Genomic DNA, 24,417 nt, shown 5'->3' with positions numbered 1-24,417 from the left:
CCCGCTTCCCCTGCTCGACGCTCCTCGTCGTACGCACGGGTTTGCCTGGAAGTTCCCGCCGGCGCCGGAGAAGTACCACCGGCAAAGCTTGTGCCTGGCACGTCCATTGTCACGGGGGTGGTTTTCGCCCCATGGCGCTAGAGACTACTACCAATCAGAACTCGGTCAATTCAAATGAACTTTATCCCTGAAAGGCGGCTATCGGAGAACGGCACCAGACCATCATCCAAGGCGCGCATCCTGCCATAGAGTTTCTTTAGCGCATCCATGGTGGCAATCAGTCCCAGGTGTACCGCCCGGGCAAGAATATCCTCTGTGGAAACTAGCCAAATTTGCCCGGAACGTTTATTCCCCATGAGTTTTCCGCGGCCAAGACGCCCGATCTCTTTTTTGGCCAACGCGCGACCCCCGCCATCGTCAATTAAAAGTAGGCAGTTGCCACCTGCCTCCGCTCTTGTTACTGCGTGGGCGATAGCCATCTTCTCCCCCAGATCTTTCGGACTAGCGAGCTGGTCCATCGGGGGCAAATCATTCAGTCTCTCTAAGACTTCCAGGATTTCAGGCAAGGGCGCGTCAGATAGGATAGTAAACCGGCCGGCATTGACAAGCTTATCCAATACTTTCTGAGCAGGGGAAAACCTCGCGTCGGTCTTCGACTTGCCTACCACCTCTTTGTAGACCACCTCCGGCGCGCACAGATCCCCAAGTACCTCAACTAGTAGACGCTCCTGGTTAATCGACATAAAGTTCAGTGCCGGGCCGGCGTCCACGATGTTGGAGGTACGAGATTTCATGCGTGGCCAGCTGCCCCAGCCCTGACGTCGTTAGCCCAGGGCGAACCCGAACTCATATCTTCCCAGTTCAACGGCGGTGGAGTTTCCTCGTGGGGTACTACCCCAGCCTCGCGGAGATCCTGCTCAGCGCGCTGCGGGGAGACGCCACGCAATGCGCCGATGGTTACAGGTGATACCACCCCGCACTGATAACCGGCAACGGCACGGGACAACAGCTGCTGGGGTGCCCTCCGGGAATTGGATTCATTAGCTAGTGCCCTATATTCGGCGTCCCAGCCGTAGCGGAGGGCAAGGCTTGGAGTGGTTACTAGATCGCCCAATGCCTGGCACTGCGACGCGTCTACGATGCCAAAATCCCGCATAGCAATGAGGGCTATCTTCGGCGAAACTAGGAACCTCTGTACGATTTTCGATAACGTAGCAGTGATATCTGTTCCGGGCGGCGGCGCCATTTCCTTGAGGCCCTCTTGCGGGATCAAAAGATGCCGCGCAAATGCGTCCGCCCTTATTTCTGCGGCGTTCCTGCCACATGCTATCTCATCTGCGAAATCGTGAGACAGGACATGTCCCAACTCGTGTGCCAAGGAGCTTCGCTGCCGCATGGGGTGTGGAGTGCGTGCCACGGCAATAAACACCTTCCCGGTTTTCGGGTCCAGAATGGAAAGGCCGTGTTCATCCCTGGGGGCGTCGAATATATCCACCATGGCACCGGTTGCTTGTTCCACGACCGCCACCAAGTCCCCGATTGGGCGAGAGCCCAAACCGTGCTCCTTGCGGAACTTCGCTGCCAAGGCCCGACCTTCGGCTTCATTACTCACAGCGTTCCTCCTTTTTCTTGTTCCACAGCACGCCAGATTTTATTGGGACGGTATCCCTTGGTCTTCTAAAAACAAATCGATTTCCGCTAGATAGATTAGGCGGGCACGCATAGTCTCCATGGCAGCGCCATTGGTGGAGCGTGCGGACAGCTTGATACGCGAAGCCACATCCGTTCCCAATAGTTGCCGGAGGGTAAGTCCCATAGCGTGCGCAAAGAGCATGAGCTCTGGTGCCGTAACCTGCCTATCTCCAGCGATGATCCGGCTGATCGTGGACTGGGAGATCCCACTGAGCTCAGCCAACTGCCTCTGTGACATATTGACCTGCACAAGAGCATTGGCAATGCGCTTCGCGTGTTCCGTGCGCGACATGACACCCCTTCACTGCCTGAATCATTGTTTTTTACCTGATTTAGCCTACAGTAGCACAGCAAACCCAGGGGCGGCAGACGCCGCCTGCGGAGCTGGGGTGCGGCCTCAACACGGTCCCGGAGCTGGGGTGCGGGATCGACACGGTCCCGGAGCTGGCGGCCCGGAGCTGGCTGCGCGGAGCGGCGAAAAGCTAGGGGCGCGGAGCTGGCGGCCCGGAGCTGGCTGCGCGGAGCGGCGAAAAGCTAGGGGCGCGGAGCTGGGGCGTGGGTACTAGCGAGTGCGCTTGACGTAGCCCACCCGGGGTTTGAAACCGGTGGGGTGCTTGAGCTGCGCCACGCCGTCCGCAATGACCAGGCGGTGCCGCGCGGAAAGCGAACGCGGCAGGTGCGCCACAGAAAACCAGCCGGCCTCCAGGTTCTCCTCATCACTGACCACTGGCTCGGCTGCCGGGTCCACACTCAAGCGCAAAGTAGTGTCCATGAACATGCACTCATCACCATTGGCATAGGTAACCGGCCCCACCTTGCCGGCTCCCAACAGAGCCTCCACGCGGGCATCTAAGCCCACCTCTTCTTTAACCTCCCGAATGGCGGTGGCGGCCAGGTCCTCCCCCGGCTCACAGATTCCCGCCACGGGCGCCCAGTCCCCGGTATCCGCACGCCGGGCCAACAATGTGCTGGGTACCTCCCAGACCGAGGCACCCATGGGCACGTCCCGGACGATAACGGCCGTCACGGAAGGCAAGAACAACTGCTGGTGGCCCACCTTTTCCCGCAAAGCGGTGATGTATTCAGGAGTAGACACCTGTTAGCGGTCCCCTTCTGGTGCGGAGTCTACGTCCCGAGCCTGGGTTTCCGCCTGGGTTTCGGCCCGCGCCTCATCCATAGTGTTTTTACCCGCGGCCTCATCCTCTTTCAAGATCTGCATATCGCGGATGAACTTCTTCGGGTCAAACTCGGTGAAGTATTCAGGTCCGGCAAAGTGTTCTTGTCCCATGGTGTTATTAAACCTCAGTCTTGTTGATGGATGTGGAAATAAAGTCTTTGACCGCCCCGGCGTCATTGGGGAGATCCGCTACGTGGCGGTCCTGGTCCATAATGCCGGCAAAACGCTCCGGCATCTCCGGCGCCGCCCCCAGAGCCTCTTCAATGGTCTCCGCGAACTTCACCGGCAACGCGGTCTCCAGGCAGATGATAGGAGTTTCAACCCCGTATTCTTCCCGCACCGCTTGGGCCACCTTGAGGCCATCAGCGGTATGTGGGTCAGCCAGGTAGCCAAAGCGTTCCTGGATATCCCGGATGGTGGCCAGCCGGTCCGCGTGCGTGGAAGACCCGGACAAGAAACCAAAATCCTCCGTGGCGCGGCTAAGCTCCGCGGCGTCCACCAGGAACCCGCCCTGCTTAATCTTCACGCCAAACAGGTCAGCGGTGCGCTGGGGGTCACGACCCAAGAGATCATGGACAAAGCGCTCAAAGTTCGAAGCCCGGGAGATATCCATGGACGGCGAGGATGTCTTGTGCGTTTCCGCTGAACCCCGCGGCCGGTAGCTACCAGTACGGAAGAACTCATCCAACACATCATTTTCGTTAGTTGCCACGATGAGCTTGTCAATGGGCAAACCCATCTGACGCGCGATATGACCGGCGCAGATATCCCCAAAGTTTCCGGTAGGCACGGAAAAGGACACCTTCTCCTCGCTGCTGTCGGTGACCTTAAGGTAGCAGTTGACGTAATAGACAATCTGGGCCATCAGCCGGGCCCAGTTGATGGAATTGACCGCACCGATTTTGTGCTGGGACTTAAAGGAGGCATCGGAAGAAACGGCCTTGACCACGTCCTGGCAGTCATCGAAGACGCCGTCTAGCGCGATGTTGAAAATGTTTGGGTCATCCAGCCCAAACATCTGCGCCTGCTGGAAAGGCGTCATCCGGCCAGCGGGCGTGAGCATAAACACGCGGATGCCGTCCCGGCCACGCATGGCATACTCCGCCGAGGACCCAGTATCTCCCGAGGTAGCGCCCAAAATGTTAAGCGTCTCACCCCGGCGCGCCAGCTCATACTCAAACAACTCACCCAAAAGCTGCATGGCCATGTCCTTAAAAGCAGCCGTGGGGCCTTCAGAAAGGTGCCCGATATAAAGGCCCTCCCCCAACTCCGTAACCGGGACTATCTCCGGGGACGCAAACTTAGGGTGGGTGTAGGCGCGGTGCGCTATAGCCTCAATGTCATCCGCAGGGATATCATCTATAAACAGCTTGAGAATTTCCGCAGCCAAGTCCGGGTAGTCAAGGCCACGCCAGGAATCCAGGGTTTGAGTACTCAACTCCGGATAAGATTCCGGCAGGTAGAGCCCGCCGTCCGGTGCCAGGCCGCCAAGCAGAATATCGGTAAAAGTTGCGGGGGTGCGGGTTTCATCACGCGTAGATAGGTAGTTCACCTCTAACAGCTTAGTGTTTGGGGACTAAACTCTACACCCGTGCCCGGAAAAAATATTCACCTAAGCCCCAACCCGCGCGAGGTAGTAACCACAAAAGCCCTGGTTGTGTGGCTAGCCAGCCTGGCCGTCTACATCGTGGCCGTGGCCGGGCGGACCTCATTTGGCGTGGCCAGTGTGGACGCCATGGACCGCTTTGCCGTCAACAGCGCCGCCATTGCGGTTTTTACCTCCATCCAGGTGGGCACCTACGCGCTCGCGCAAATCCCCACCGGCGTAGCCATAGACAAGTTTGGCCCGCGCGCCATGCTGATAACCGGGGCGCTAGTGATGGGTATCGGCCAAATTCTGCTGGGGTTCACGCACGTCTACGGCGTGGCCATCGCGGCGCGCGTACTCATTGGTGCGGGCGACGCCACCGCCTTCCTTGCAGTCATGCGCATACTGCCCTACTGGTTCCCCATGCACCGCGCCCCCATGTTCACCCAAGTTACCGCCATGGCCGGACAGCTTGGCCAGTTCATCTCCGCTTTCCCCTTCATGTGGCTGCTGGGCTTTGCCGGATGGCAATTCTCGTTCATCTCCCTGGGCGCGGCGGGCGTGCTCATTGCGGTCCTAGCCTCCTTAGCAGTTGCGGACGCGCCCGCTGGTGCCGTACCCGCCGCTGCACAGCCCCTGCGCTCACGGCTATCCCTGGTGGTGCGGTCTGCCACGGTATGGAACGCGTTTTTCATCCACTTCTGCGGGATGCTCACCGTCATCATGTTTGCCCTGATGTGGGGCGTTCCCCTCATGACCCAGGCTATGGGTTTATCCGGCGCACAGGCAGGGACGGTGCTCACGCTGACCAGCGTGGCGTTGCTAGTTGTGGGACCGCTGCACGGAAAGCTCTCCGCGCGCATGTCCGGCTACCGCGATTGGGCCACACTGGTTTTCATCGGATTGCAGCTAGCGGGATGGATCTGGTTTTTCTGGAGCCCTAACCCCCGCGGATTTCTGGCAATCAGCGTAATGGCCGTAATTATGGCCGCCACCCAGCCGGTGTCCAACTACGGCTTTGACATGATCCGGGAACGGCTGCCTGGAAACGTGGTGGCCACGGCCACCGGCCTGGCCAACATGGGTGGTTTCATAGCCGGCATGTTGGGCGCCCAACTCATGGGGCTGCTTTTGGCGGACTCCCTGGAATGGGGCGCCTTCCGGCACGCTGCCGGTTATTGCGCCCTGTTGTGGGTAATTAGCGTCACCGGCATTATCATCACGCACTTTTTCAAAGCGCCTGTGCGCCGCGTGAAGCCGCAAGTGGTGGGTTAGCCCTTTTCCACCCCGCCCGGTTGGGCCGGGGGTGGCGTGGCGGACACGGTACTTTCCACCGGGAAGGTGTTGACCACGGACGCGGCCCCGGTGCCACCTACCAGGGCAATTACCATGGCAAGGGCAAACCCACCGACTGTGGACAGGTGATATTTCACTCTCATAAGGCTTATTCTAGCCCCCGGAACCTGTGGGCAGCCGGGGTTGAACCTGTGACGTTACCAATAAAGTTATAAACCTTTGCTCTAAGGGCGCTTTCTAGAGCTGTCCTCGAAGACCAGGTTCCGCACCTCAGTATCCACGATGCCAAGATCGAAGGCCTTCAGCACCGCGCGGGCCTCACTCACGCTCATCATGCCCTCATCGATAGACCTTTCTAGCGTGCCAATTAGCGCAGCACGCTTGGCTTCATCAAAGTGAACGCCCGAGAGGTCGTAATTCTTTACCGCCTCATCCGGCAGGCCGATGGTAGAAAGCAGCTCCTCCATCACGGTCTGGTCCCCAGGCCGCGAACTAGAACCCTGCTCCCCCGGCGTTCCTCCGGTGCGTGCCGCGACAGCCTGCGCTACCGTGACCGGGTTTTCAATCTCCGGGCCCCGGTTCATAAGGAAATAGCCCGCACTCAACAAAAACGCCAGCGCTAAAGCGCCTACTACCCAGCCCGCGATGGCCTTCGGTTCCATCTAGCGCCCCTGCGGGTTCTGGCGGCCGGACAAGATGTCAATGACCGTCCGGATGGCGGCGTCACCCACCGGGGCCACCGCGTCCCGGAAGGAATCACTTTTAGAAGCCGGGGACTCAGGCTCCCGGGCGGTGGCCGGCTGGGCAGGCCGGGGGGCTCCGGCGGTATCCGCGTCAATCACCAGCTGGGTTCCGTCCAAGGAAACCTCTGAACCGCCGTCAGCCCCGCCCGAACGCGCCGCCGCTAGCAGCGCCTCCAGGTCCGCGATGGTGGCCTTTTCCAAATCAAGCCGCAGCGAAAGTGCCAAAACTTCTTCCCTCCAAAATGGCCCGGCGCGCAGGTGCGCAGGACAAAGATTTTTCTCCATTACATTGTGGCCCCATTCTATGCCCGCCCCGGGCCACAGACACCCCCAGCCCAGTAATTGCCAGGAAACCGCCAGTTTCCTTCCCAGGTGGAGACTATCGAAATTTCGGCTCCCGTGCTTGCTCATCTACAAATCGCGGCGTACGCAGTCAAACCTGGGCATGCGTGGGCCTGGTACGAGATTGTTAAAGCTCGGGCCATAGACCTGCTTGTTCACACTGAATTCGGCCATGAGGCCTTAGAATGCTTGATTCCTCCGCTCAGGGCGTTAAGCAGAGTGACTGTTGAACGCACTGTAACCGAGGTGGAACAGCTGCTGAATTCCGTTGGGGTTGGGATTTTTGGCCGAACCGGATATCACCGGAGCACGGATCTCCGGTGCCAGTTTTTCCGAGGATGACAAGCCCTTCATTGCTGTAACCGACAAAGGCAAGCGTGAGGACACTTTTTGGTTCACATTATTTAATGAGATTGCTCATGTGCTCTCCGATGACTTTCGACGCGCCCACGGGGAACCGTACCCCGTGCGGAGATGCTTCAGAAAGCGAGGAACTTGCAAACGCCTGGGCGGCGCTCATTGGTAGAAAAGGCAGAAACCCCACCTCCAAAAACAATATCTACCAATGAACGACCACCGGCATGGCCGCTCACTGGTAGAAAAGGCACAAACCCCACCTCCAAAAACAATACCTACCAATGAACGACCACCGGCATGGCCACTCATTGGTAGAAAAGGCACAAACCCCGCCTCCAGAAACATTATCTACCAATGAACGACCACCGGCATGGCCGCTCACTGGTAGAAAAGGCAGAAATCCCACCTCCAGAAACATTATCTTCCAATGAATGGCAGCCCGGAGCCTGAAAAGGGCGGACAGGACCGGGGCGCGCCGGCGGGTTAGTCGTGCTCCATGGACTCAACTTCACCCCAAAAGACCTCGTCTACTACGCGGCGGGCGCGGCGGGTGGCCTTGAGGTAGGCGTCCAAGAACTGCTGGTTGTCCTGGGGTGGCCAGCCGGTGGCCCCGGCCACCTGGGCCAGCTGCGGCCCCGGTTGCGGGAGCTGGTCCACGCGCTTGCCGCGCACCAGCACCAGCGCGTTGCGGGCCTCGGTGGCCATGATCCACGAGGTGCGCAGGGCCTCAACCTGGGAAGAATCCAGAAGCGAGGTTTCTTCCAAAGTGGCCAGGGTCCCCAGGGTGGAGGGGTCGCGCAGCGCCGGGTGCTCGTGGGCGTGCATCATGGTCAGCAGCTGGACCGTCCATTCGATGTCGGTGAGCGCGCCGCGCCCCAGTTTGGTGTGGGTGTTGCGGTCCGCGCCGCGCGGCAGGCGCTCGTTATCCACGCGCGCTTTCATGCGGCGGATGTCCCGGATCGTTTTGGGGCCAGCGCCGCCTTCCGGGTACCGGAATTTGTCGATCATAGCCATAAACTCCTGCCCCACTTGGGCGTCGCCGGCAACGAACGCGGCGCGCAGCAGGGCTTGCATCTCCCAAGATTCGCCCCACCGGGAGTAGTAGCTTTCATAGGAGGCCAGGGTGCGCACGATTGCGCCGGAGCGGCCCTCCGGGCGCAGGCCCAGGTCCACTTCCAGGGGCGGATCCCCGGAGGGTTTGGCCAGGCGCCGGCGCAAGCCGTCCACTATGCGTTTGGCCCAGGCCATGGCCTGGTGTTCCTCGGTGCCTGGGGCGGGCTCGGCTACCACAATAACATCGGCATCAGAGCCAAAGCCTAGCTCCATGCCACCCAGGCGGCCCATGCCAATGATTGCTATGCGCGCCAGCGGGTTAGGCGCTTCCGCGGGCTGGCCTAGCTGCCATCCGCGGATTTCGGCGCGCAGGGCGGCTTCAAGTACCGCGTTCCAGATGGTAGATAACTCAAAGCACACTTGGCGCACGTCCATCAGCCCCAGCAAGCAGGCGCTGGCAATCCGGGCCAGTTCCACCCGGCGTAGCGAACGCGCCACTGCCACGGCCTTGTCCGGGTCTTGGTGGCGCTTGGTGGCGTTTACCAGCGCGTTAGATACCCGCTCCGGCTCAGATTCTAGGAGCTTTGGCCCGGTGGCACCGTCTGAGAATTGCTTGACCACTTCAGGGGCGGCGATGATAAGTTCTGCGGCGTATGGGGAGGTGCCCAGGATGTGCATGAGCCTTTGGCCCACTATGCCCTCATCGCGCAGTTTGCGGAGGAACCATTCCGCCCCAAAGGCGGCCTCGGAAAGCCGGCGGTAGTTCAGCAGTCCGGCGTCCGGGTCAGCGGTGGAAGCCAGCCAGCTCATCAGAGTTGGTAGCAAAATGAGCTGGATCCGGGCTTTGCGCGAGGTACCGGAAGCCAGTGAGGAAAGGTGCTCAAACGCCCGGTCTGGGTACTTGTAGCCCAAGGCTGCCAGCTGGAGCTTGGCGGCATCGGCGCTAAGGGCAAGCGTGCCGGAGTCCATGTCCACAACGGAATTGAGCAGCGGGCGGTAGAACAGGCGCGAGTGCAGCTCCTGGACAAAAACGCGGCGCTGGCGCAGGCGGCGCTCCAGCATCTGCGAGGCGGAATTTTGCTCATGCGCCCGGAACCCGGAGCGGATGGCCAGCAGGTGCCAGGCGCGTTCGTTGTCCGCTGCGGGGAACAGGTGGGTGCGCCGGAAACGCTCTAATTGCAGCCGGTGCTCCAACAGCCGCAGGAGCTCGTATGCCTCGATGAGCTGGGAGCCGTCCTCCCTGCCCACGTAGCCGGCGTCCACCAGTGCGTTGAGCGCCTCCACGGTGCCGCGCACCCGCAAGGACTCATCATGCCGGCCGTGGACCATCTGCAAAAGCTGCACCGCAAACTCCACGTCCCGCAGGCCACCTTTGCCCAGTTTGAGCTCGCGTAGCTGGAGGTCAGCGGGCACATTGTCCAGCACCCGCCGGCGCATGGCTTGGACGTCTTCAACAAAGGATTCCCGCTGGGAGGCCGCCCAGACCATAGGCCGCGTAGATTCCACGTATTCGGCACCCAGGGGCAGGTAACCGGTCTGCGGGCGGGCCTTGAGCAGGGCTTGGAACTCCCAGGTTTCTGCCCAGCGTTGGTAGTACTTCAGGTGCGAGTCCAGCGTGCGCACCAGCGCCCCGGATTTACCCTCCGGGCGCAGGTTGGGGTCTACCTCGAAGAAACACGTACTACCAATCCGGTTAAACTCACTGGCCAGCCGCGTAATCTTAGGCGTTGCTTCCGAGCCCACAAAGATGACATCCACATCAGAGATGTAGTTGAGTTCCCGCGCACCGCACTTGCCCATCGCTATTACTGCCAGCTGCCCGTCCAGTTCGGCCTCCCCGTAGACTTTGCGCACGGCCACGGCAAGGGCCGCAGTTAAGGCGGCATCGGCAAGCGCGGTGGTCAGGTCCGTGACTTGGGTGTAGGAGACCTCTGGCTGCGGGGCGCTAAGTCCTTTACGGGAGTAGAACGTGCCGGCCAGGTCGTGCGCGGCCAGGCGCATCATTAACGTACGGTAAGTGGATTTGAGGGCCTGCTGCGCGTCCGCGGTGCCCGCGCGGTAGGTGCCAGGGCAGTCCAACGCCGCCGATGCCGGGTCCCCCTCCCCGCCCGCCGGTTCGGCGTCCACGGCGCTCAACATGGCGTGGAAGAATTCCTCCGGTTCCGGCAGGGGCTTGGCCAGCTCCCGCCAGCTGTCTGGGTTGGCGGCCAGGTGGTCCCCCAGGGCGGTGGAACCGCCCACCAGCGCCAGGACGCGTACGCTTAAGGCCTCATCGTGGGCCATTGTGTCCAGGAGGTCGGGCGCGGCCTGGCTGAGCCTAACCATCTGGTTGAGGGCTTGGTCCGCGTCCCCGGCGGCGGCCAGGCGCCACAGCAAATCCACGGATTCTTCGGTCAACCAGCCCAAAGCCTCTAAGTCTTGGGTGGCAGTGGGGCGGGTCAGCCCCAGGGAGGCGGCGGAGGGAACGGAGCTTCTAGAAGTAGCCATGGGTCTTAGAAGTCCAGGTTGAGCCGGCGCTCAAAGTTGGTGATTTGAGACTGGTAATCATGCCACTCATCCCACTTGGAGCGCAGGAAGAATTCAAAGACGTGCTCGCCCAGGACGTCTGCCATGAACTCGGATTTTTCAAAAATTCGCAGCGCCTGGTCCAGGGATTTTGGCAGGTCCCTATAGCCCATTGCGCGGCGTTCCCGGTGGCTTAAGTTGTAGACGTCATCCTCAGCCGGGTCCGCTAGCTCATAGCCTTCGCGGATGCCGCGCAGACCGGCCGCGAGCACCACTGAAAAGCCCAGGTAGGGGTTGACCAGGGAGTCAAAGGAACGGATTTCCACCCGGCGCGAATCCGCCTTTTCCAGACGGTAGGTGGGCACGCGCACCAACGCAGAGCGGTTGGACACGCCCCAGGTGGCCGCAGTGGGGGCCTCATTGCCAAACATCAAGCGCTTATAGGAGTTGGCCCATTGGTTGGTCACAGCGGTGAGCTCATTGGCGTGCTCTAGGACCCCGGCAATGAACTGCTTGGCCGTGGTGGATAGCGCAAATTCATCATCCGGGTCGTGGAAGGCGTTGGTTTCTCCCTCAAACAGGGAAAAGTGCGTGTGCATGCCGTTGCCGGAGTACAGCTGGAAAGGCTTGGGCATGAATGTGGCGTGAATGCCTTGGTCCCGCGCCACGCGCTTCATGACGTAGCGGAAGGTGATAATCCGGTCCGCCATGGTGAGAAGATCCGCGTGGCGAAGATCAATTTCTTGTTGCCCGGGCGCGGTTTCGTGGTGGCTCATCTCCGTGGCAATTCCCATGGATTCTAAGGCCAGCATGGCATAAGACCTAAAGCGCGGCGCGGAGTTCTGGCTGGCCTGATCAAAGTAGGCACCGTTGTCTGTGGGTTCTAACAAACCGGTTTCTTTGTACTCTTTGAGTAGGAAAAATTCGATTTCCGGGGAGGCTTGGGCAGTAAATCCCTCCGATGCCGCCTCCGCCACATGCCGCCTAAGAATCTGCCGTGGGTCTACCAGCGAGGCGTTGCCGTCCGGCTGCACGATATCGCAGAACATGCGCGCAGCTTGCAGCTGCGGGTCATCTTTATCAAAGGGCAGGATTTGAAACGTGGACGGGTCCGGCAGCGCGATGGTGTCAGACTCCGATATACGCGACATGCCCTCCACCGAGGACCCGTCAAAGCCAATCCCCTCCTCAAAAGCACTTTCCAGCTCCGAGGGGGAGATGACTACGGATTTCTGGGCTCCCAAAATATCGGTAAACCACAGGCGAATGAAGTGGATATCACGTTCTTCAACGGTGCGCAGGACATACTCGTGTTGGCTATTCATACAGTCAACCTTAGCCAAATCCGCGGGTGCCTTGGCAGACTATTGGCTATTTCTAGCGCTTGATAATGTCCCCGTTGGTGTCACGCCTATAAGCTCCCGTGCCGAGGAGGATCATGACAAAGTCAATCAATACCCACAGACCTACGGCCATGAGGAATGGAACTCCGATGACAAGAAACGCCGTGGCACTGCCGAACAGGGTGAGAAGCAGCTGGGCCACTCCCCTGCCGTTATAGCCAACAAAGAAGTTGTGGACGCCAAACCCGCCCAGGAAAAAGGCCAGCACGGCTGCCACCACGAAGGATTTCCCACTGGGTTGCACACCGAAGCCTTGCTGCGGCGGCTGGTAATTGGAGTGAGGTTGCACGCCCTGCTGGTACTGCGCTACTGCCGGGTAAGCCGCACCGTGCTGTTGCGGGTTCTCCCAGGGATTTTCCCCACGCTGCGGTTCAACCGCCGCGTACGGATTGTTCCCCTGCGGGAAATTTTGGTATTCATCTGCGGAACTGCGCTGCGCGTCACCGGGCTGATTGTTCATAAGGGAGTTTTATCCGATCATATAAAGGGAGAGAAATAAAAGCGGTTAGCCTAGTCACGCATCTGCGATGATGCACCGGCTTAAATCACTCTAGTACATCAATCCTTTCTTTATGCACGCTCTAACGCACACCGGGTGTTCCCCGCCGTGGTGCCACCCGGTATCCATTCGCGGTATGCCCATCCCAATAGACCAACGGCACGCGTCCATCCCCGCAGGTGGCAAGAGTATGCCGGGGGTACGGACCAGGGCTAGCACCCGCCCGCGCCGGCGCGCCCGGGTGCCAGCATGGAAAAACCACTCATTTCAATTAATATCTAAGGATTTTCCATGACTTTTAACCGTACTAACTCCCACGCCCTTGACCTTTTAGTAACCGCCGCCCGGTGCGGCTGGGGGCCTAAAGACCTACTTCACGTTCTAGGACCCAAGGCCCACGCCATTATCTACCGGGCCGCCCCGCGCGTGCCCGCCCGCATTACCTCCGAGCCCCTGCGGCACGAGTGGCTGATGTTCCCGCCGCCCAAAGACCCGGCCTACAACCAGAACCTGGTGGCGGGCTGGATTGACACCTTGCACCGGCTGCCACGGCTGCGCGATAGCGTGGTGCTGGACATGCCGGTGGACCCGAACTCGCAGGAAGCCAAGATCCGGCGCAAGATTGAGGCCCTACTGTCCAAGGCGGAGTCCACAACGTTTGAAAAGGAGGCGGAGGCCCTCATAGCCCGCGCGCAGAAGATGCGCCAGGACTACCGCGTGGCGGCCACCGGCGGCGGCACAGCGGCCGTGGTTTCCCGGCGCGTGCGCATCTCCGGGCCCTACATCAAGCACAAAGCCACTCTCCTAGGCGCGGTGTGCGACGCCAACGGGGTCACGTGCTTGCTGCTCCACGACTCCGGAATAACGGCCATCTTTGGCCAGTCCGAAGACCTGGACCACGTGGAAGACCTTTTTGACAGCCTGCAGCGTCAGTGTGCGTACTACATGGAGCACTCCGAGGGCGCGGAGGAAGCCCGTCTATCGCAGCAAACGGCCTCCTACCGCCGCAGCTTCCAGCTGTCCTACGCTTCCCGCGTTAGCGAGCTGCTGCACGAGGCCAACAGCAGCGCGGAAGAAGAAGGTGGCAACCTCCCGGTGCTCATCAAGCGCTGCGACCAGGCCATCCGCACCCGGGATAGGCTTTTCCCGCACCTTTCCTCCTTGTCGCTTTCGGCCAACCACGGCGGCGGGTATTCGGATGGTCGCGCGGCGGCTGAGTCTTCCCACTTCAGCGGTGATAGCTTCGGGGTAGGCCCCGCCCAAAAGGCGCTTAGCGCGTGATTTTAAACGGGTAGGCTGGTGTGGAGATGAAGTTGTAGCAGCACGCGGCCTTTCCCTTGCTGGGGCGGCCGCAGGAAAAGGAGCGCTATATGACCACCACCAGCCAGCTCGAAATTGAGCAAAAATTTGCCGTTGACATAGGTGTGGATCTGCCCAGCCTTGCCGGGGCGGCCGGGATTGGCCAGGAAACTGACCGTGAGGAACAAACGCTTTCCGCCGTATACTTTGACACGGAAGATCTGCGGCTAACTCGCGCGAAGGTAACCCTGCGGCGGCGCACCGGCGGCAATGATGCCGGCTGGCACATTAAAATGCCCGCGTCTGCGGGGCGTACCGAAATCCATGCAGACCTAGGCGCTGCGGAAGATGACACCGAAGTTCCGGAAGTCCTTCTAGCGCACATCCGCCATCTGGTGCGCGCGCACCCGCTGCACCCCATTGCACAGGTTGATAACCAGCGCACGGAGATTACCTTCGCTGATGCCTCCGGCACTCCCGCGCTGGAATTGTGTGATGACAACGTCACCGCCCGCTCCTTCCTGCCGGGCGGTGAGCACACCCAGTGGCGGGAATGGGAGGTAGAGCTCAAAGCCCCGGTGGCCGGGACGGAAAAAGGAAACCAGCTCCTGGAGTCCGCCGCTGCGGTGCTGCGGGAAGCCGGCGCCCAGGCCTCAGAGTCACCATCCAAACTGGCATCAGCGCTAGGTAAATCCATAAATAACGCTCCCCTACCGCCTGCGCTGCAGGAGTCCCTGGTGGAACCGGGCACCCCGGCCGCTGCCGTGGTCAAGGCGCTGCGCGCTAACAGGGACAAGCTGGTGGAATATGATCCCAAGGTCCGCGTGGATGAGTGGGATGCGGTCCACCAGATGCGCGTTGCCACCCGTGAGCTGCGCAGTCACCTGCAGACTTTCCACGGGATTGTTGATGGCCCGGAAATCTCCCATATTGAGGGTGAGCTCAAGGCCCTGGCGGGTGTCCTAGGGTCCGCCCGCGACGCCGAGGTGGTGGATGAACGCTGGAAGGCCCTAGTGGCCTGTGAGGACTCCGGGGTGCTTAGCGATATAACCCGCGAGCACATCGTGCAGGACATGGGCCGGGAATACCGCCGCGCCCACCGCCGGGTTGTGGCCGCCCTGAATTCCCAGCGCTACCTCACCTTGCTGGACATGCTCGATCAGCTCTTGCTGGATCCCCCAGTGGCAGAAAACACCGACGCCAGCACACAAGCGAGCACAGAAGCCAGCACCGAGGACAGCACCGAGGCCAGTACACAAGCGAGCACAGAAGCCAGCACCGAGGACGAGGACAAAGCTGACCGAAAGGCCGCCAAGAAAGCAGCCAAGAAGGCCCGCAAGCGCGCGCAGGCGCAGATGGATAAGGTCATGGCCGCGCACCTGGAAAAGGCTTATACCAAGCTCGTGGAGCGCCATAAGAAGGCGGTGGGCAACTGGGACAATGAGGACCTTAGCCTCCGGGAGCGGGAGGAGTATTTCCATGACATGCGCAAGGCCGCCAAGAAGTTGCGTTATGCTGCAGAGGCCGCCGGCAAGTCCACGCGTCTGGAGACCAAGGCTTTGTATAAGGCGTGCAAGAAGATGCAGACCGTCCTAGGAGACTTCCAGGACTCCGTGACCTCCCGGGATAAGCTGCTAAGGCTGGCCCGCCGGGCCCACCGCCGGGGTGAGGACACCTTTGGCTACGGCCTGCTCTACCAGAGCGAACGCGCCCTTGGTTTGGAGGCGCTAGAGGACTACCGCGGAACTTACCGGGGTATCAAACACGCCTTCAAACCTCTGCGGAAATCACTCGGGAAGCCATCCAAGTAGGTCACTTTCGCTGCAAAACACCGCGCCGGCCAGGAGAAGATACCTGGGTGCGCGGTGTTGGTGCAGCGGAAACGGGGATCAGGGAGCAGGGCTTGCCCCGGGCGGGGCTAGAACTCCGGGCTAGTCTTCGTCTTCCCATTCTTCGTCCTGGGCGTCGGCTTCTTCGTTGCGTTCCTGGGCAATCTTCAGGGCGTCTTCTGCTTCCTGGCGGCTGTCGTAAGGGCCCATGCGGTTGGCCCAGCTGCTTTCGGGTCCCTCGGTGACCTCACCGGTGGAAAGGTTGTAGAACCATTTTTCATCGCGCTTTGCCATAATGTGTACCGTCCTTAAGTGTTTTGTGGGTGGTTAAAAAATATTCCCCACCCAGGCTACCGTGTAGGTTTGGCCCCCGCCCGGTAGAATCAGCACAGTTAATTATCTTGTTATTTTCCGTATCTCCTAAGGAGCTTGATTTCACCATGCCGTTGTGGTCCGCCCCCAGCTCGCCTATCGCCAAACGCGCCCGCGCGCTCCACGTGGAGACCTTTAATACCCCCGCGCAAGCGGTTGCCACCGCCAACGGCACCTGGGTGCTTGCCGGGGAGCACTCGGATTACTACGGCGGCGTTACCGTGGTGGGGTTGTGTGACCTGCAGGTTGCGGCCGCTGTGAGCCCGCGCGTAGACAACAAGATTGTGGTCACCGTCAGGCAACCGGATGGCACCACCGTCCGGGAGACGTCCTTGGATGAGATTGCAGCGCTAGCGGCCGCGCAGCAGCCCAAGACGGACGAGGACGGCAAACCGGTACTTCCACCGCCGCCCACGGGAGATTTGTGTGTGCGGGCGGCCGGCATGGTGTGGGCCATGGTGGGCCGGCAGATGCTCTCGCGGGAGACCACGGGTTATTCCGTTGCGGTTGTTAGCGATATCCCCGTCCACGCGGGCCTGGGCGTTGGCCCCGCGACTGATGCTGCCATCTCCCTAGCGCTGGCCGGGGAACCGGAGTCCAACCGTGCCGCCCCCATGCGCACGCGCCTTTCTGACACCTGTTTCCAGGTCATGACCTTGTTTGCAAAGGAGCCGGCGCTGCGAGCGCGCCACACGGCGGCTTTGCGTGGGACGGGGGTTGACGCCACGGTCATCGACTACGCGGATGGCTCGGTAACTCACGCCCCGCACCCCGTGGGCCGGAGGTTGGCTGGCTTTGTCATTGCGGTTCCGGGAGCTGCACCGGACTCATCCGCGGAAATCCGGCAGCGCCAGCAATTTATAGCGGATGCCTCCCAAGCTTTTGGTACTGACAACTTGCGTTTGCTCCCAGACTGTTCGCAGCGAGTCCTTGATTGGCTCAAGGCTTATCACAAGGTTAATGGCCACAAAGGCGTTCCTTCTATTAGCGAGGGGCACAATTGGCTGCGCTTTTTCGAGGAAGAAACCCAACGCTCTGCGGCCGCGGCCCGGGCGCTGCGTTCCAACCAGGATCAGATGCTTTATACCGCGTTGGCGGACTCCCAACGCGATATCCAGGCGGTTTTTGGCCTGGATTCGGCCTCCGCGCTGGGTGAGTTGGCTTTAAAGCGCGGCGCGGTGTCGGCGCATGCAGCGTGCGCTGGAATGGCTAACGCGGTGGTAGCGCTGGTGCCCGTGGCGCGGGCTAAGAACTTCGCTGCGGACCTGGCTGCGGACGGCCTTGACGTGATTGAGTTACGTCCCGGCGCGCCCGCCGCACACGTTTAGTCCGCCGGCCAGGCAAAGGCTACTTCCCGCTTCTCAATCTCCGCGCGTACCAGCGTCACGGCGGTGTTTGTCCCGGGTTCCGGGCTGCCAATTACCCCGGCCACTAACGGCGGTTGGGTGATGAGAGCTTTGGCCTTGGACTCGGTACTGTCAAGAATTACTGCGGGGAAGTTATGCCCCACCCACGGCTTTAGCACCGTGGCTATGGTGAGGTTCAGGCATGCTCTATCCGCGTGGTGGGCCAGCGCGGTGGTCCGGTGCATGGTTTCTTTGAGGTCCTGCGCCCGGGCGCTCACCCACTCGGGGATGGGTTGCCCGGCGGTGATACTGAGGCAGACTTCCGTGGCAAAGCGATCGCACAGCCGGCGCAACGGCGCGGTGACGTGGGCGTAATATCCGCCGATTCCGGCGCGGGTTTCGGGTTCATCCTCCGGCAGCCAGGCATACCCCGCCCCGCGCAGCAGGTAGAGGGCTTCGCGCATGACGGCCATGCCCTGTGGGGAGTCGGCTGCAACGGTGCGCAGAAACTCGCCGATACCCGCCTGTGTGACCTCGTAGCCCAAGGCCGCAGCCTCAGCCACGAAGGTGGCCTTGGCCGCCTCATCCGCGTCCGGGAGGGTACGCAGCAGACCCACGCCGTGGCCAGCAATCAAGTTGCCGGCGCACATTCCGGTCAGCAGTGAGATCTCCGAGTTGTAATCCATCACTTCCAGGCGCGGTTCGGTAACCAGTTCAAAGCGCCCTTGGGGGTCTTCTGCGACGCGTTGGGCGGGCATACGCAAGCTGATGGCCCCGCGCCGCCTGCTGGATTGCTGCCGCAGCTGGCCCACCGTGGGCAGCAGCGCTATGGATGGGTGCAGCTGCCCTTGCAGCAGATCTTGGTGTACGCCTGCGTAGTTGAGCTGGGCCCGGGATTTGACCTGTGCGCGCTCCACCGTGAAATTTTTCACTTCTCCGTCCGCGTCCAGGTGGAAAGTCCATAACACCGCTGGGCGCGGAACTCCGGGAAGGAGCGAGGCCTTGTCCTCGGAAATTTCCTCCGGGTGCAACCGCGCCGGCTCATCGGGCAGGTAGATGGTTTGGCCGCGTTTGAAGCCCTCATCTTCCAGCGGGGAACCCGGCTCGATGAAGGCCGCTACATCAGCGATTGCGTAGTACACCACGTACCCATCCCCCTGGGGTTTGATGCAGACCGCTTGATCTAGGTCTTGTGATCCTTCCGGGTCTATGGTGACCAGCGGGATGTCTAGGGCGTCTGCGCGTTGGCCGGCAAAGCGATCTGTGGCCTCCCGTGCCAGCTGATGGTGTTGGGGAGAAAATCCCCGTTCAATCCCAAGTTCCTGGGCAATGGGGTCAAAGTCTAGCGGCGCTGCGTATAGCTTCATGCCCCAATGGTAACGGCTTTGCGGCCTCCCGGCCCCGCTGCGGGCCTGTGCCTGGACAATCCCCCACGCGCCGCCGCAGCGCCCACACGGCCGTTCATTGGTAGATAATGGTTTTCCCGGCCGGTTTTTGGACTTATCTTCCAATGAACCGCCACCCCCAGCCCAGCCGCCCCACACGGCGCTACCCATCCCCAGCCCCGTCAAAGCACAATGGGCGAACGAGCCGGCTTATAAGCCGGATTCTGTCTAAACGGTGAACATCCATCTAGGCCGCGCATGGCGGCTCGAGCAGCTACCTTCAAGCTTCGGCGAGCAGCCTACTAGCGCTTGATCGGGCCCGCACGTGGTACGGGCCGTGATGCCTTGCTCCCGGTGGGGTTTACATAGCCACCGCCATCACTGGCGGTGCTGGTGCGCTCTTACCGCACCGTTTCACCCTTACCTGACCTTAAAAGGCCGGGCGGTTTACTTTCTGTTGCACTGATCCCGCAGGTCACCCTGGGTTGCCGTTAGCAACCACCGTGCTCTGTGGAGTCCGGACTTTCCTCGACGCCCACGTGCAGCCACTTGGACTGCCGTTTGAAAAAGCGTCGCGTTCACCCGGCCGGCTCGTTCGCAGTTGTTGAGTCTAGCGCAAGTGCCCCACATGGTTCATACCGCGTACCAGCGAGCCGCCTTTGTAGAACTCCACCTCGGAGATTGAGGCCACGTCTAGGTGCATCTTTCTTGCCGATGCCGGCCCCGCGTCCAGCGCCTGCCGCACAATGGCCTTAATCGGATGCACGTGGCTGACTACCACGATGGTCTTGCCCGCGTATTTCTTTTGCAGCCGCCCGCGCACCGCGCGAACGCGCCGGCCAAGCGCCAGTAGTGATTCCCCGCCGGGGCATTCCACTGCGGAGTCATCTAGCCACTGCTCGTAGAGCTCCGGGTCACGCGCCGCGGCTTGTTGGGAGGTAAGCCCCTCCCACTCGCCGAAGTCCAGCTCCCGCAGGTCATCTTCTACCTCAACGTCAAGGCCGACGGCCGTAGCCACGGCCTGGGCTGTGTGAACGCAGCGCTGCAGCGGTGAGGACACCACTGCGGCCACGTCGCGGTTAGCCAGGAACGTGGCGGCGGCTTCCGCCTGCGCCACGCCGGTGTCGGTGAGCTCCGCGTCCGTGGAACCCACGCATTTCTTGCCCACGTTGAGCGCGGTTTCTCCGTGCCGCAGCAAGATCATGGTCACCGGGTCAACGCGCTTTCCCATCCACTCGTCATTGCGCTTGGACGGCTTCGCGGCTTTATCGGTCCCCTCGGCCTGCTCGGGTTTTGCGGCCTGCCCGGCCTGCTTGGGATTTGCGGCCCGCCCGGTCCTAGCTTTATTAGTCTCTGCCCCCGCCTTTTCCTGGCCAGCTCCAGCAGCACCAGCGCCATCACCAGCAGCAGATTCGGGCGCGGGCGCGAAGTCCGGCTTCCCGCCCACAAAGCCCACGCCGTGGCCCCTGGCGCAGGCGTCCATGGCTACGTTCGACAGGGCGTCTGCCACCTTGTTGTAGCGGCGCGCCACCCAGGAAATCTGAAATTTATCAATCTGGCGGACCATGGCCTGGGCCTGGGCTGCCAGCTTTTGCATGGCCGGGTGCTTGGCTTTCCAGCGCCCGCTGACCTGCTCCACGACCAGCTTGGAGTCCATGAACACCACTACCTGTTCAGCGCCCATTTCCAGGGCCGCCTCAAGGCCGCGCAGCAAACCGTGGTATTCGGCCACGTTGTTGGTGGCCTTCTTTCCCACCACGTAGGCAATTTCGTGGAGGATGGTCTTGCCGTCTGCGGCGTAGATGACCGTGCCGGATCCGGAAATTCCCGGGTTGCCGCGGGAACCGCCGTCGGTGTAGATAATCAGCTTCATTGCTAACGCACCAAGTAGGTGCCGCAGTCGGGGCACTGCGGCAGCAGGGTTTCGGAGGTAGTACGGATGTGGTTGACCGAGGCGGGCGGCAGCTGGATGTAGCAGCCCCCACACGCACGGTTAGTAAATTGGGCTACGCCCACGCCGTTTTCGTGGCGCACGGAGTCGTATTCCGCCAGTACCTCGGCGGGTAGCTCCGCGCGGAGCTCAGCAAGCCGCTGGGAGCTGTCCGGGCGGGCCTCATGGGCGGCCTGCGCGGAGTCCAGTTCGCGGCGAGCGGCCTCCACTTTGCGTTCGAGCTCGGAGACCTGCGCGCCGTGGGATTCCACGTTGTTGCGTAGCGCGTGGATTTGGTTGTGCGCTTCTTGTAGCTCGCTCATCAGGTCCGCGATCCGGGACTTGGCCGCGTAGAGATCGTGCTCTAGGTCGCGGCGGACATCGGGATCAGTAGCGGCAGTGAGCTGGGCCTTGTCGTCGCGCTCGCGGGCGCGCAGCTTGCGTTCATCGGATTGAATGCGCAGGATTTCTAGCTCCATGTCATCGACGGCCATGCGCGCGGAGCCGGCGGCTTTGCGGGTGCGGTCTAGTTGCGCTTCCAACTGGACCAGCTCCCTTGCCTCGGGAAGTTCTTGGGAAACCTCCACGCCCAGCGAGCGCTCGATGTTTGCCAGCTCCAACAGCTTCTGTTGCAGTTCTACGTCCAGTTTCATTTAGTTCTCCTTGTGCGCACTGATAGTCCAGGGATCCGTGCGGATATCAATTATCTCAGTTTCTAGCCCGGTTTCTTTCTCTACAATATCGCGTGCTTGGCTAGTCCAGGGAAATTCGCTGGCCCAGTGGGCGGTGTCAATGACCGCGATTGTATGTTCGCGCAGTGTTTCATCCACCGGGTGGTGGCGCAAATCGGAGGTGACGTAGACATCTGCGCCCAGCTGGGCGGCCTTGCCTAAGAACCCGTCACCTGCGCCGGAGCTCACGGCCACCGTTTCAATCATCATCTCCGGGTCCCCGGCCGCGCGGATCCCCCACTCCGTTTCCGGCAGGTTGTTGGCCACTTGTTGCGCGAAATCGCGAAGGGTCATGGGGGCATCGAGCTTGCCGATGCGCCCAAGCCCCAGGGCTTCATCCAGCTCACCGCCGCCAACTAGCTCCACCACATCAAAGGCTGGTTCCTCGTAGGGGTGGGCTGCGCGCAGGGCATCTTCCAGGCGGCTGCGCAGGTGGCTGGGTGCGACAAACTGCACCCGCAGCTCCTCAACGTGCTCAAGCTGGCCTATCTGCCCTTCTGCTGGATTGGCACCCTCCACGGGTTTGAACTGCCCTTGTCCCGAAAATTCAAAGGCACATTCCTCATACGCGCCGATTGTGCCGGCACCGGCGTCAAAGAGGGCCTGCTTGACCTTGGCGGCGGCGCCCGCAGGAACGTGCACGCCCCATCTGTGGGTTACTGCAGGGTCTACAGGGACAATCGGACGGCCGGGTTGTATACCCACTAATTCCGCCAGCTTGTCATTGACGCCCGGACGGGCCTTGTCCGCGTTGGTATGCGCGGCCATGAGCGCCACCCCGCCCTTAACGAGTGTGTGTATGACCTTGCCTTTGGGCGTGTCCGCCGCCACGCTGGTCACCCCGCGCAGGAGCAGCGGGTGGTGGACTACGAGCATGTCTGCGCCAATCTCTACGGCGCGCTCAGCCACGCTCTGCGTGCAATCCAGGGCGAAGGCCACCTTTTTCACCTCATCATGCGGGTCGCCGCAAATAAGGCCCACCGCATCCCAGCTTTCCGCCAGGTGCGGCGGGTAGGCTTTTTCAATCACGTTTCGAACTTGGTCAACTGTAGAGACAGACATGGGCACCACTTTCCTATTTTTCTATACTGCCACTATCGTAGACGGCATGACTTCAACCGATCAGGATTCACGCCTGCACATCGTATTTGTTTGTACCGGAAATATCTGCCGCTCCCCTATGGCCGAGGTCATCGCGCGCGACGCCATGGAAACTGACATGCTTGATCTCCTAGCTCGCACGTCCTCGTGCGGCCTGGGCGGCTGGCACGTGGGCCAGGGCGCGGATGAGCGCGCCATTGCGGAGCTGCGCAAGGCCGGCCACGACGGCAGCGCGCACCGGGCCGCCCAGTTGGGCAAAGAACACATGGACGCCGACCTGTTTGTAGCCATGGACTCCGGACACCGGGACAAGCTGATTGCCAAGGGGATTGACGCTAGCAAGGTCAAGCTCATGAGGTCTTTTGATGAGGACGCTTCCAGCCCCGATGTCGAGGACCCCTACTACGGCTCCCAGGAAGACTTTGCCACCGTCCGCCACAATATTGAGGACTCTATACCTGGTTTGATGGACTGGATCCGCGACCACGCGCAGGGGCACTAGGGCCGTGTTCAGGACGTTCCTCAAGCCCAAGTGGGTACTGATGGCCATCTTCGTGGTGGTCTTTTCCTACTTTGCCTTCACCCTCCTAGCGCCTTGGCAGTTGGGGAAGGACCATGACATTGTGGAACGCAACAAGGCCATTGAGGCCGCCTACAACGCTGGCCCCGTCCCCTTGGATGAGGCCGTAGGACCAGACGGCGCCGCTATTTCTGAGTGGACCCGCGTGGCACTGCACGGCCGCTATCTGCCCGACTCCGAGGTCCTGCTGCGGCTACGGCCCGTGGCTTCCGGGCCCACCTATCAATCCCTGGTGCCTTTTAAAGATGACAGCGGAACCATCATGCTGGTCAACCGCGGTTGGGTGCCGGCGGCTGCGGGCAACGCGGTACCTGAGATCCCGCCAGCCCCAAGCGGGGAGGTCACCGTGGAGGCCATGCTACGCACCCACGAGGGCCCGCACCCTTCCTCCAAGCCCATTGTTGAAGACGGCTACGACCAGGTCTATACCATCAACCCGCCCCAGGTGGGCGAGGTCACCGGCCTTGACCTGGGCGCTGATTACCTACAGATTTCCGACTCCGACCAGCCAGGCGTGTTGAACTTCATCCCCGTTCCCCAGCTTGAACGCGGGTCCCACCTTTCCTACGGATTCCAGTGGATTGCCTTTGGCATTATGGCACCCCTGGGCTTGGGGTATTTTGCCTGGGCAGAGGTCCGCGAGCGCCGCCGCTTCCGCGAGGAAGAAAAGCTGCTAAACCGCGCCGCCCCCGAAGCAACCCCACAACCACAGCCGCAAGCAGGGCCCCAAGTAGAGCCCAAAGCAACCCCACAACCACAGCCGCAAGTAGAGCCCAAAGCAGCCCCACAACCACAGCCGCAGCCGGCACCAAAAGCAACCCCCGAGGCGGGGCCTAAACCCCAGCCCACGTCAGTTCCCGGTCCCGGCTCTGACGCTCCGTCTAGCCCAAAGCCTAGTTCGCGGCGCCACCGCGCCCGCTACGGTGACGCGAAGCCGGATTTCTACGATAAATTAAACCGCCGCGGCAAGGAGCGTTTCTAGTCCTAACTCCCCTGACCTGGCCCACCATGCCGATGCCCGGCAGGGCCGGCTGTATGCGACCTCCCGGAACCGGCCAACCAGGACGGGCCAAAACTCCTGCGGTGCCGGAAGCCAAAGCTGCGGGAAACGCTTGGAAGAATTTAGCGAGTTTCAGGAGTGGTTCCGGCGGGCGGATGGGCAATCCGCGGAAGTCAGTGTGCCGCTGAG

General features: G+C 61.2%; 23 protein-coding genes and 1 other RNA gene. 6 read left to right on the top strand and 18 right to left on the bottom strand.

What is annotated here, in order from left to right:
• Nucleotides 1-170: 170 nt before the first annotated feature.
• The 6 genes from F4V58_RS03440 to thrC all read right to left on the bottom strand — a co-directional run bounded on the left by F4V58_RS03440 (nt 171) and on the right by thrC (nt 4,421).
• Nucleotides 171-794 (bottom strand): PIN domain-containing protein, encoded by a 624-nt coding sequence (locus F4V58_RS03440; protein WP_075733374.1) that lies wholly within the window; start codon nt 792-794, stop codon nt 171-173.
• Nucleotides 791-1,612: an ImmA/IrrE family metallo-endopeptidase gene (locus tag F4V58_RS03435; RefSeq protein WP_075733372.1), complete on the bottom strand. Its 822-nt coding sequence runs from the start codon at nt 1,610-1,612 to the stop codon at nt 791-793. The genes F4V58_RS03440 and F4V58_RS03435 overlap by 4 nt, the downstream gene beginning before the upstream one ends.
• Nucleotides 1,613-1,651: 39 nt before the next feature.
• A complete protein-coding gene (locus tag F4V58_RS03430) occupies nt 1,652-1,984 on the bottom strand; it encodes a helix-turn-helix domain-containing protein (RefSeq protein ID WP_075733370.1) in 333 nt (110 codons plus the stop codon).
• A 270-nt stretch (nt 1,985-2,254) separates the two neighbouring features.
• On the bottom strand, nt 2,255-2,788 hold the full coding sequence (locus F4V58_RS03425) for an NUDIX hydrolase (RefSeq protein WP_075733368.1): 534 nt from the start codon (nt 2,786-2,788) through the stop codon (nt 2,255-2,257).
• 3 nt (nt 2,789-2,791) lie between these two features.
• Nucleotides 2,792-2,980 (bottom strand): hypothetical protein, encoded by a 189-nt coding sequence (locus F4V58_RS03420; RefSeq protein ID WP_075733366.1) that lies wholly within the window; start codon nt 2,978-2,980, stop codon nt 2,792-2,794.
• Between the two features lie 7 nt (nt 2,981-2,987).
• Nucleotides 2,988-4,421 carry a threonine synthase gene (thrC, locus tag F4V58_RS03415; RefSeq protein ID WP_075733364.1) on the bottom strand — a complete coding sequence of 478 codons (1,434 nt, stop codon included), beginning with the start codon at nt 4,419-4,421 and terminating at the stop codon, nt 2,988-2,990.
• Between the two features lie 39 nt (nt 4,422-4,460).
• On the opposite strand from thrC, the gene F4V58_RS03410 reads away from it, so the two are divergent.
• A complete protein-coding gene (locus tag F4V58_RS03410; protein WP_150385696.1) occupies nt 4,461-5,732 on the top strand; it encodes an MFS transporter in 1,272 nt (423 codons plus the stop codon).
• Here F4V58_RS03410 and F4V58_RS12455 read toward each other — a convergent pair.
• The 6 genes from F4V58_RS12455 to F4V58_RS03385 form a co-directional block, all read right to left on the bottom strand.
• Nucleotides 5,729-5,896, bottom strand: coding sequence for a hypothetical protein (locus tag F4V58_RS12455; protein ID WP_157105755.1), 168 nt, complete (start codon nt 5,894-5,896; stop codon nt 5,729-5,731). The genes F4V58_RS03410 and F4V58_RS12455 overlap by 4 nt on opposite strands.
• Nucleotides 5,897-5,977: 81 nt before the next feature.
• A complete protein-coding gene (locus F4V58_RS03405; RefSeq protein WP_075733362.1) occupies nt 5,978-6,415 on the bottom strand; it encodes a hypothetical protein in 438 nt (145 codons plus the stop codon).
• Nucleotides 6,416-6,781: a hypothetical protein gene (locus tag F4V58_RS03400; protein WP_084559667.1), complete on the bottom strand. Its 366-nt coding sequence runs from the start codon at nt 6,779-6,781 to the stop codon at nt 6,416-6,418. It abuts the gene before it with no gap.
• Nucleotides 6,782-7,678: 897 nt separating this feature from the next.
• Nucleotides 7,679-10,735 carry a bifunctional [glutamine synthetase] adenylyltransferase/[glutamine synthetase]-adenylyl-L-tyrosine phosphorylase gene (locus F4V58_RS03395; protein ID WP_075733358.1) on the bottom strand — a complete coding sequence of 1,019 codons (3,057 nt, stop codon included), beginning with the start codon at nt 10,733-10,735 and terminating at the stop codon, nt 7,679-7,681.
• Between the two features lie 5 nt (nt 10,736-10,740).
• Nucleotides 10,741-12,078 carry a glutamine synthetase family protein gene (locus F4V58_RS03390; RefSeq protein WP_075733356.1) on the bottom strand — a complete coding sequence of 446 codons (1,338 nt, stop codon included), beginning with the start codon at nt 12,076-12,078 and terminating at the stop codon, nt 10,741-10,743.
• Between the two features lie 52 nt (nt 12,079-12,130).
• Complete coding sequence (locus F4V58_RS03385) at nt 12,131-12,616, bottom strand: TM2 domain-containing protein (protein WP_084559666.1); 486 nt, start codon at nt 12,614-12,616, stop codon at nt 12,131-12,133.
• A gap of 330 nt (nt 12,617-12,946) precedes the next feature.
• On the opposite strand from F4V58_RS03385, the gene F4V58_RS03380 reads away from it, so the two are divergent.
• Together F4V58_RS03380 and F4V58_RS03375 are read left to right on the top strand one after the other, a co-directional pair.
• On the top strand, nt 12,947-13,936 hold the full coding sequence (locus F4V58_RS03380; RefSeq protein WP_075733355.1) for a DUF2786 domain-containing protein: 990 nt from the start codon (nt 12,947-12,949) through the stop codon (nt 13,934-13,936).
• Between the two features lie 89 nt (nt 13,937-14,025).
• Complete coding sequence (locus tag F4V58_RS03375; RefSeq protein ID WP_075733353.1) at nt 14,026-15,765, top strand: CYTH and CHAD domain-containing protein; 1,740 nt, start codon at nt 14,026-14,028, stop codon at nt 15,763-15,765.
• A gap of 120 nt (nt 15,766-15,885) precedes the next feature.
• On the opposite strand, the gene F4V58_RS03370 is transcribed toward F4V58_RS03375, so the two are convergent.
• Nucleotides 15,886-16,077: a hypothetical protein gene (locus F4V58_RS03370; RefSeq protein WP_075733351.1), complete on the bottom strand. Its 192-nt coding sequence runs from the start codon at nt 16,075-16,077 to the stop codon at nt 15,886-15,888.
• A gap of 107 nt (nt 16,078-16,184) precedes the next feature.
• On the opposite strand from F4V58_RS03370, the gene F4V58_RS03365 reads away from it, so the two are divergent.
• Nucleotides 16,185-17,483, top strand: coding sequence for a galactokinase family protein (locus F4V58_RS03365; protein WP_249041140.1), 1,299 nt, complete (start codon nt 16,185-16,187; stop codon nt 17,481-17,483).
• Here the strand turns inward: F4V58_RS03365 and F4V58_RS03360 are convergent.
• From F4V58_RS03360 to F4V58_RS03340, 5 genes are all read right to left on the bottom strand, one after another.
• Nucleotides 17,480-18,868, bottom strand: a complete 1,389-nt coding sequence (locus F4V58_RS03360) for an RNB domain-containing ribonuclease (protein WP_075733347.1) — start codon at nt 18,866-18,868, stop codon at nt 17,480-17,482. The genes F4V58_RS03365 and F4V58_RS03360 overlap by 4 nt on opposite strands.
• Before the next feature lie 215 nt (nt 18,869-19,083).
• Nucleotides 19,084-19,480: RNase P RNA component class A (gene rnpB / locus F4V58_RS03355), an RNA gene on the bottom strand.
• A gap of 16 nt (nt 19,481-19,496) precedes the next feature.
• On the bottom strand, nt 19,497-20,759 hold the full coding sequence (locus F4V58_RS03350; RefSeq protein ID WP_075733345.1) for a bifunctional RNase H/acid phosphatase: 1,263 nt from the start codon (nt 20,757-20,759) through the stop codon (nt 19,497-19,499).
• 2 nt (nt 20,760-20,761) lie between these two features.
• The gene (locus tag F4V58_RS03345; RefSeq protein ID WP_075733343.1) at nt 20,762-21,469 is read right to left on the bottom strand and encodes a zinc ribbon domain-containing protein; all 708 of its coding nucleotides are present in this window, start codon (nt 21,467-21,469) and stop codon (nt 20,762-20,764) included.
• Nucleotides 21,470-22,609 (bottom strand): Nif3-like dinuclear metal center hexameric protein, encoded by a 1,140-nt coding sequence (locus F4V58_RS03340; RefSeq protein WP_075733341.1) that lies wholly within the window; start codon nt 22,607-22,609, stop codon nt 21,470-21,472.
• Between the two features lie 46 nt (nt 22,610-22,655).
• Here F4V58_RS03340 and F4V58_RS03335 point away from each other — a divergent pair, with 46 nt between their 5' ends.
• Together F4V58_RS03335 and F4V58_RS03330 are read left to right on the top strand one after the other, a co-directional pair.
• Nucleotides 22,656-23,150 carry a low molecular weight protein-tyrosine-phosphatase gene (locus F4V58_RS03335; protein WP_075736456.1) on the top strand — a complete coding sequence of 165 codons (495 nt, stop codon included), beginning with the start codon at nt 22,656-22,658 and terminating at the stop codon, nt 23,148-23,150.
• A gap of 4 nt (nt 23,151-23,154) precedes the next feature.
• On the top strand, nt 23,155-24,210 hold the full coding sequence (locus F4V58_RS03330; RefSeq protein ID WP_075733339.1) for an SURF1 family cytochrome oxidase biogenesis protein: 1,056 nt from the start codon (nt 23,155-23,157) through the stop codon (nt 24,208-24,210).
• Nucleotides 24,211-24,417 lie beyond the last annotated feature (207 nt).

It is taken from the genome of Corynebacterium phocae, from assembly GCF_008693075.1.
Taxonomy (GTDB): domain Bacteria; phylum Actinomycetota; class Actinomycetes; order Mycobacteriales; family Mycobacteriaceae; genus Corynebacterium; species Corynebacterium phocae.
The sequence above is the reverse complement of the archived record's forward strand: the minus strand, read 5'-3'. Positions and strand labels throughout refer to the sequence as shown.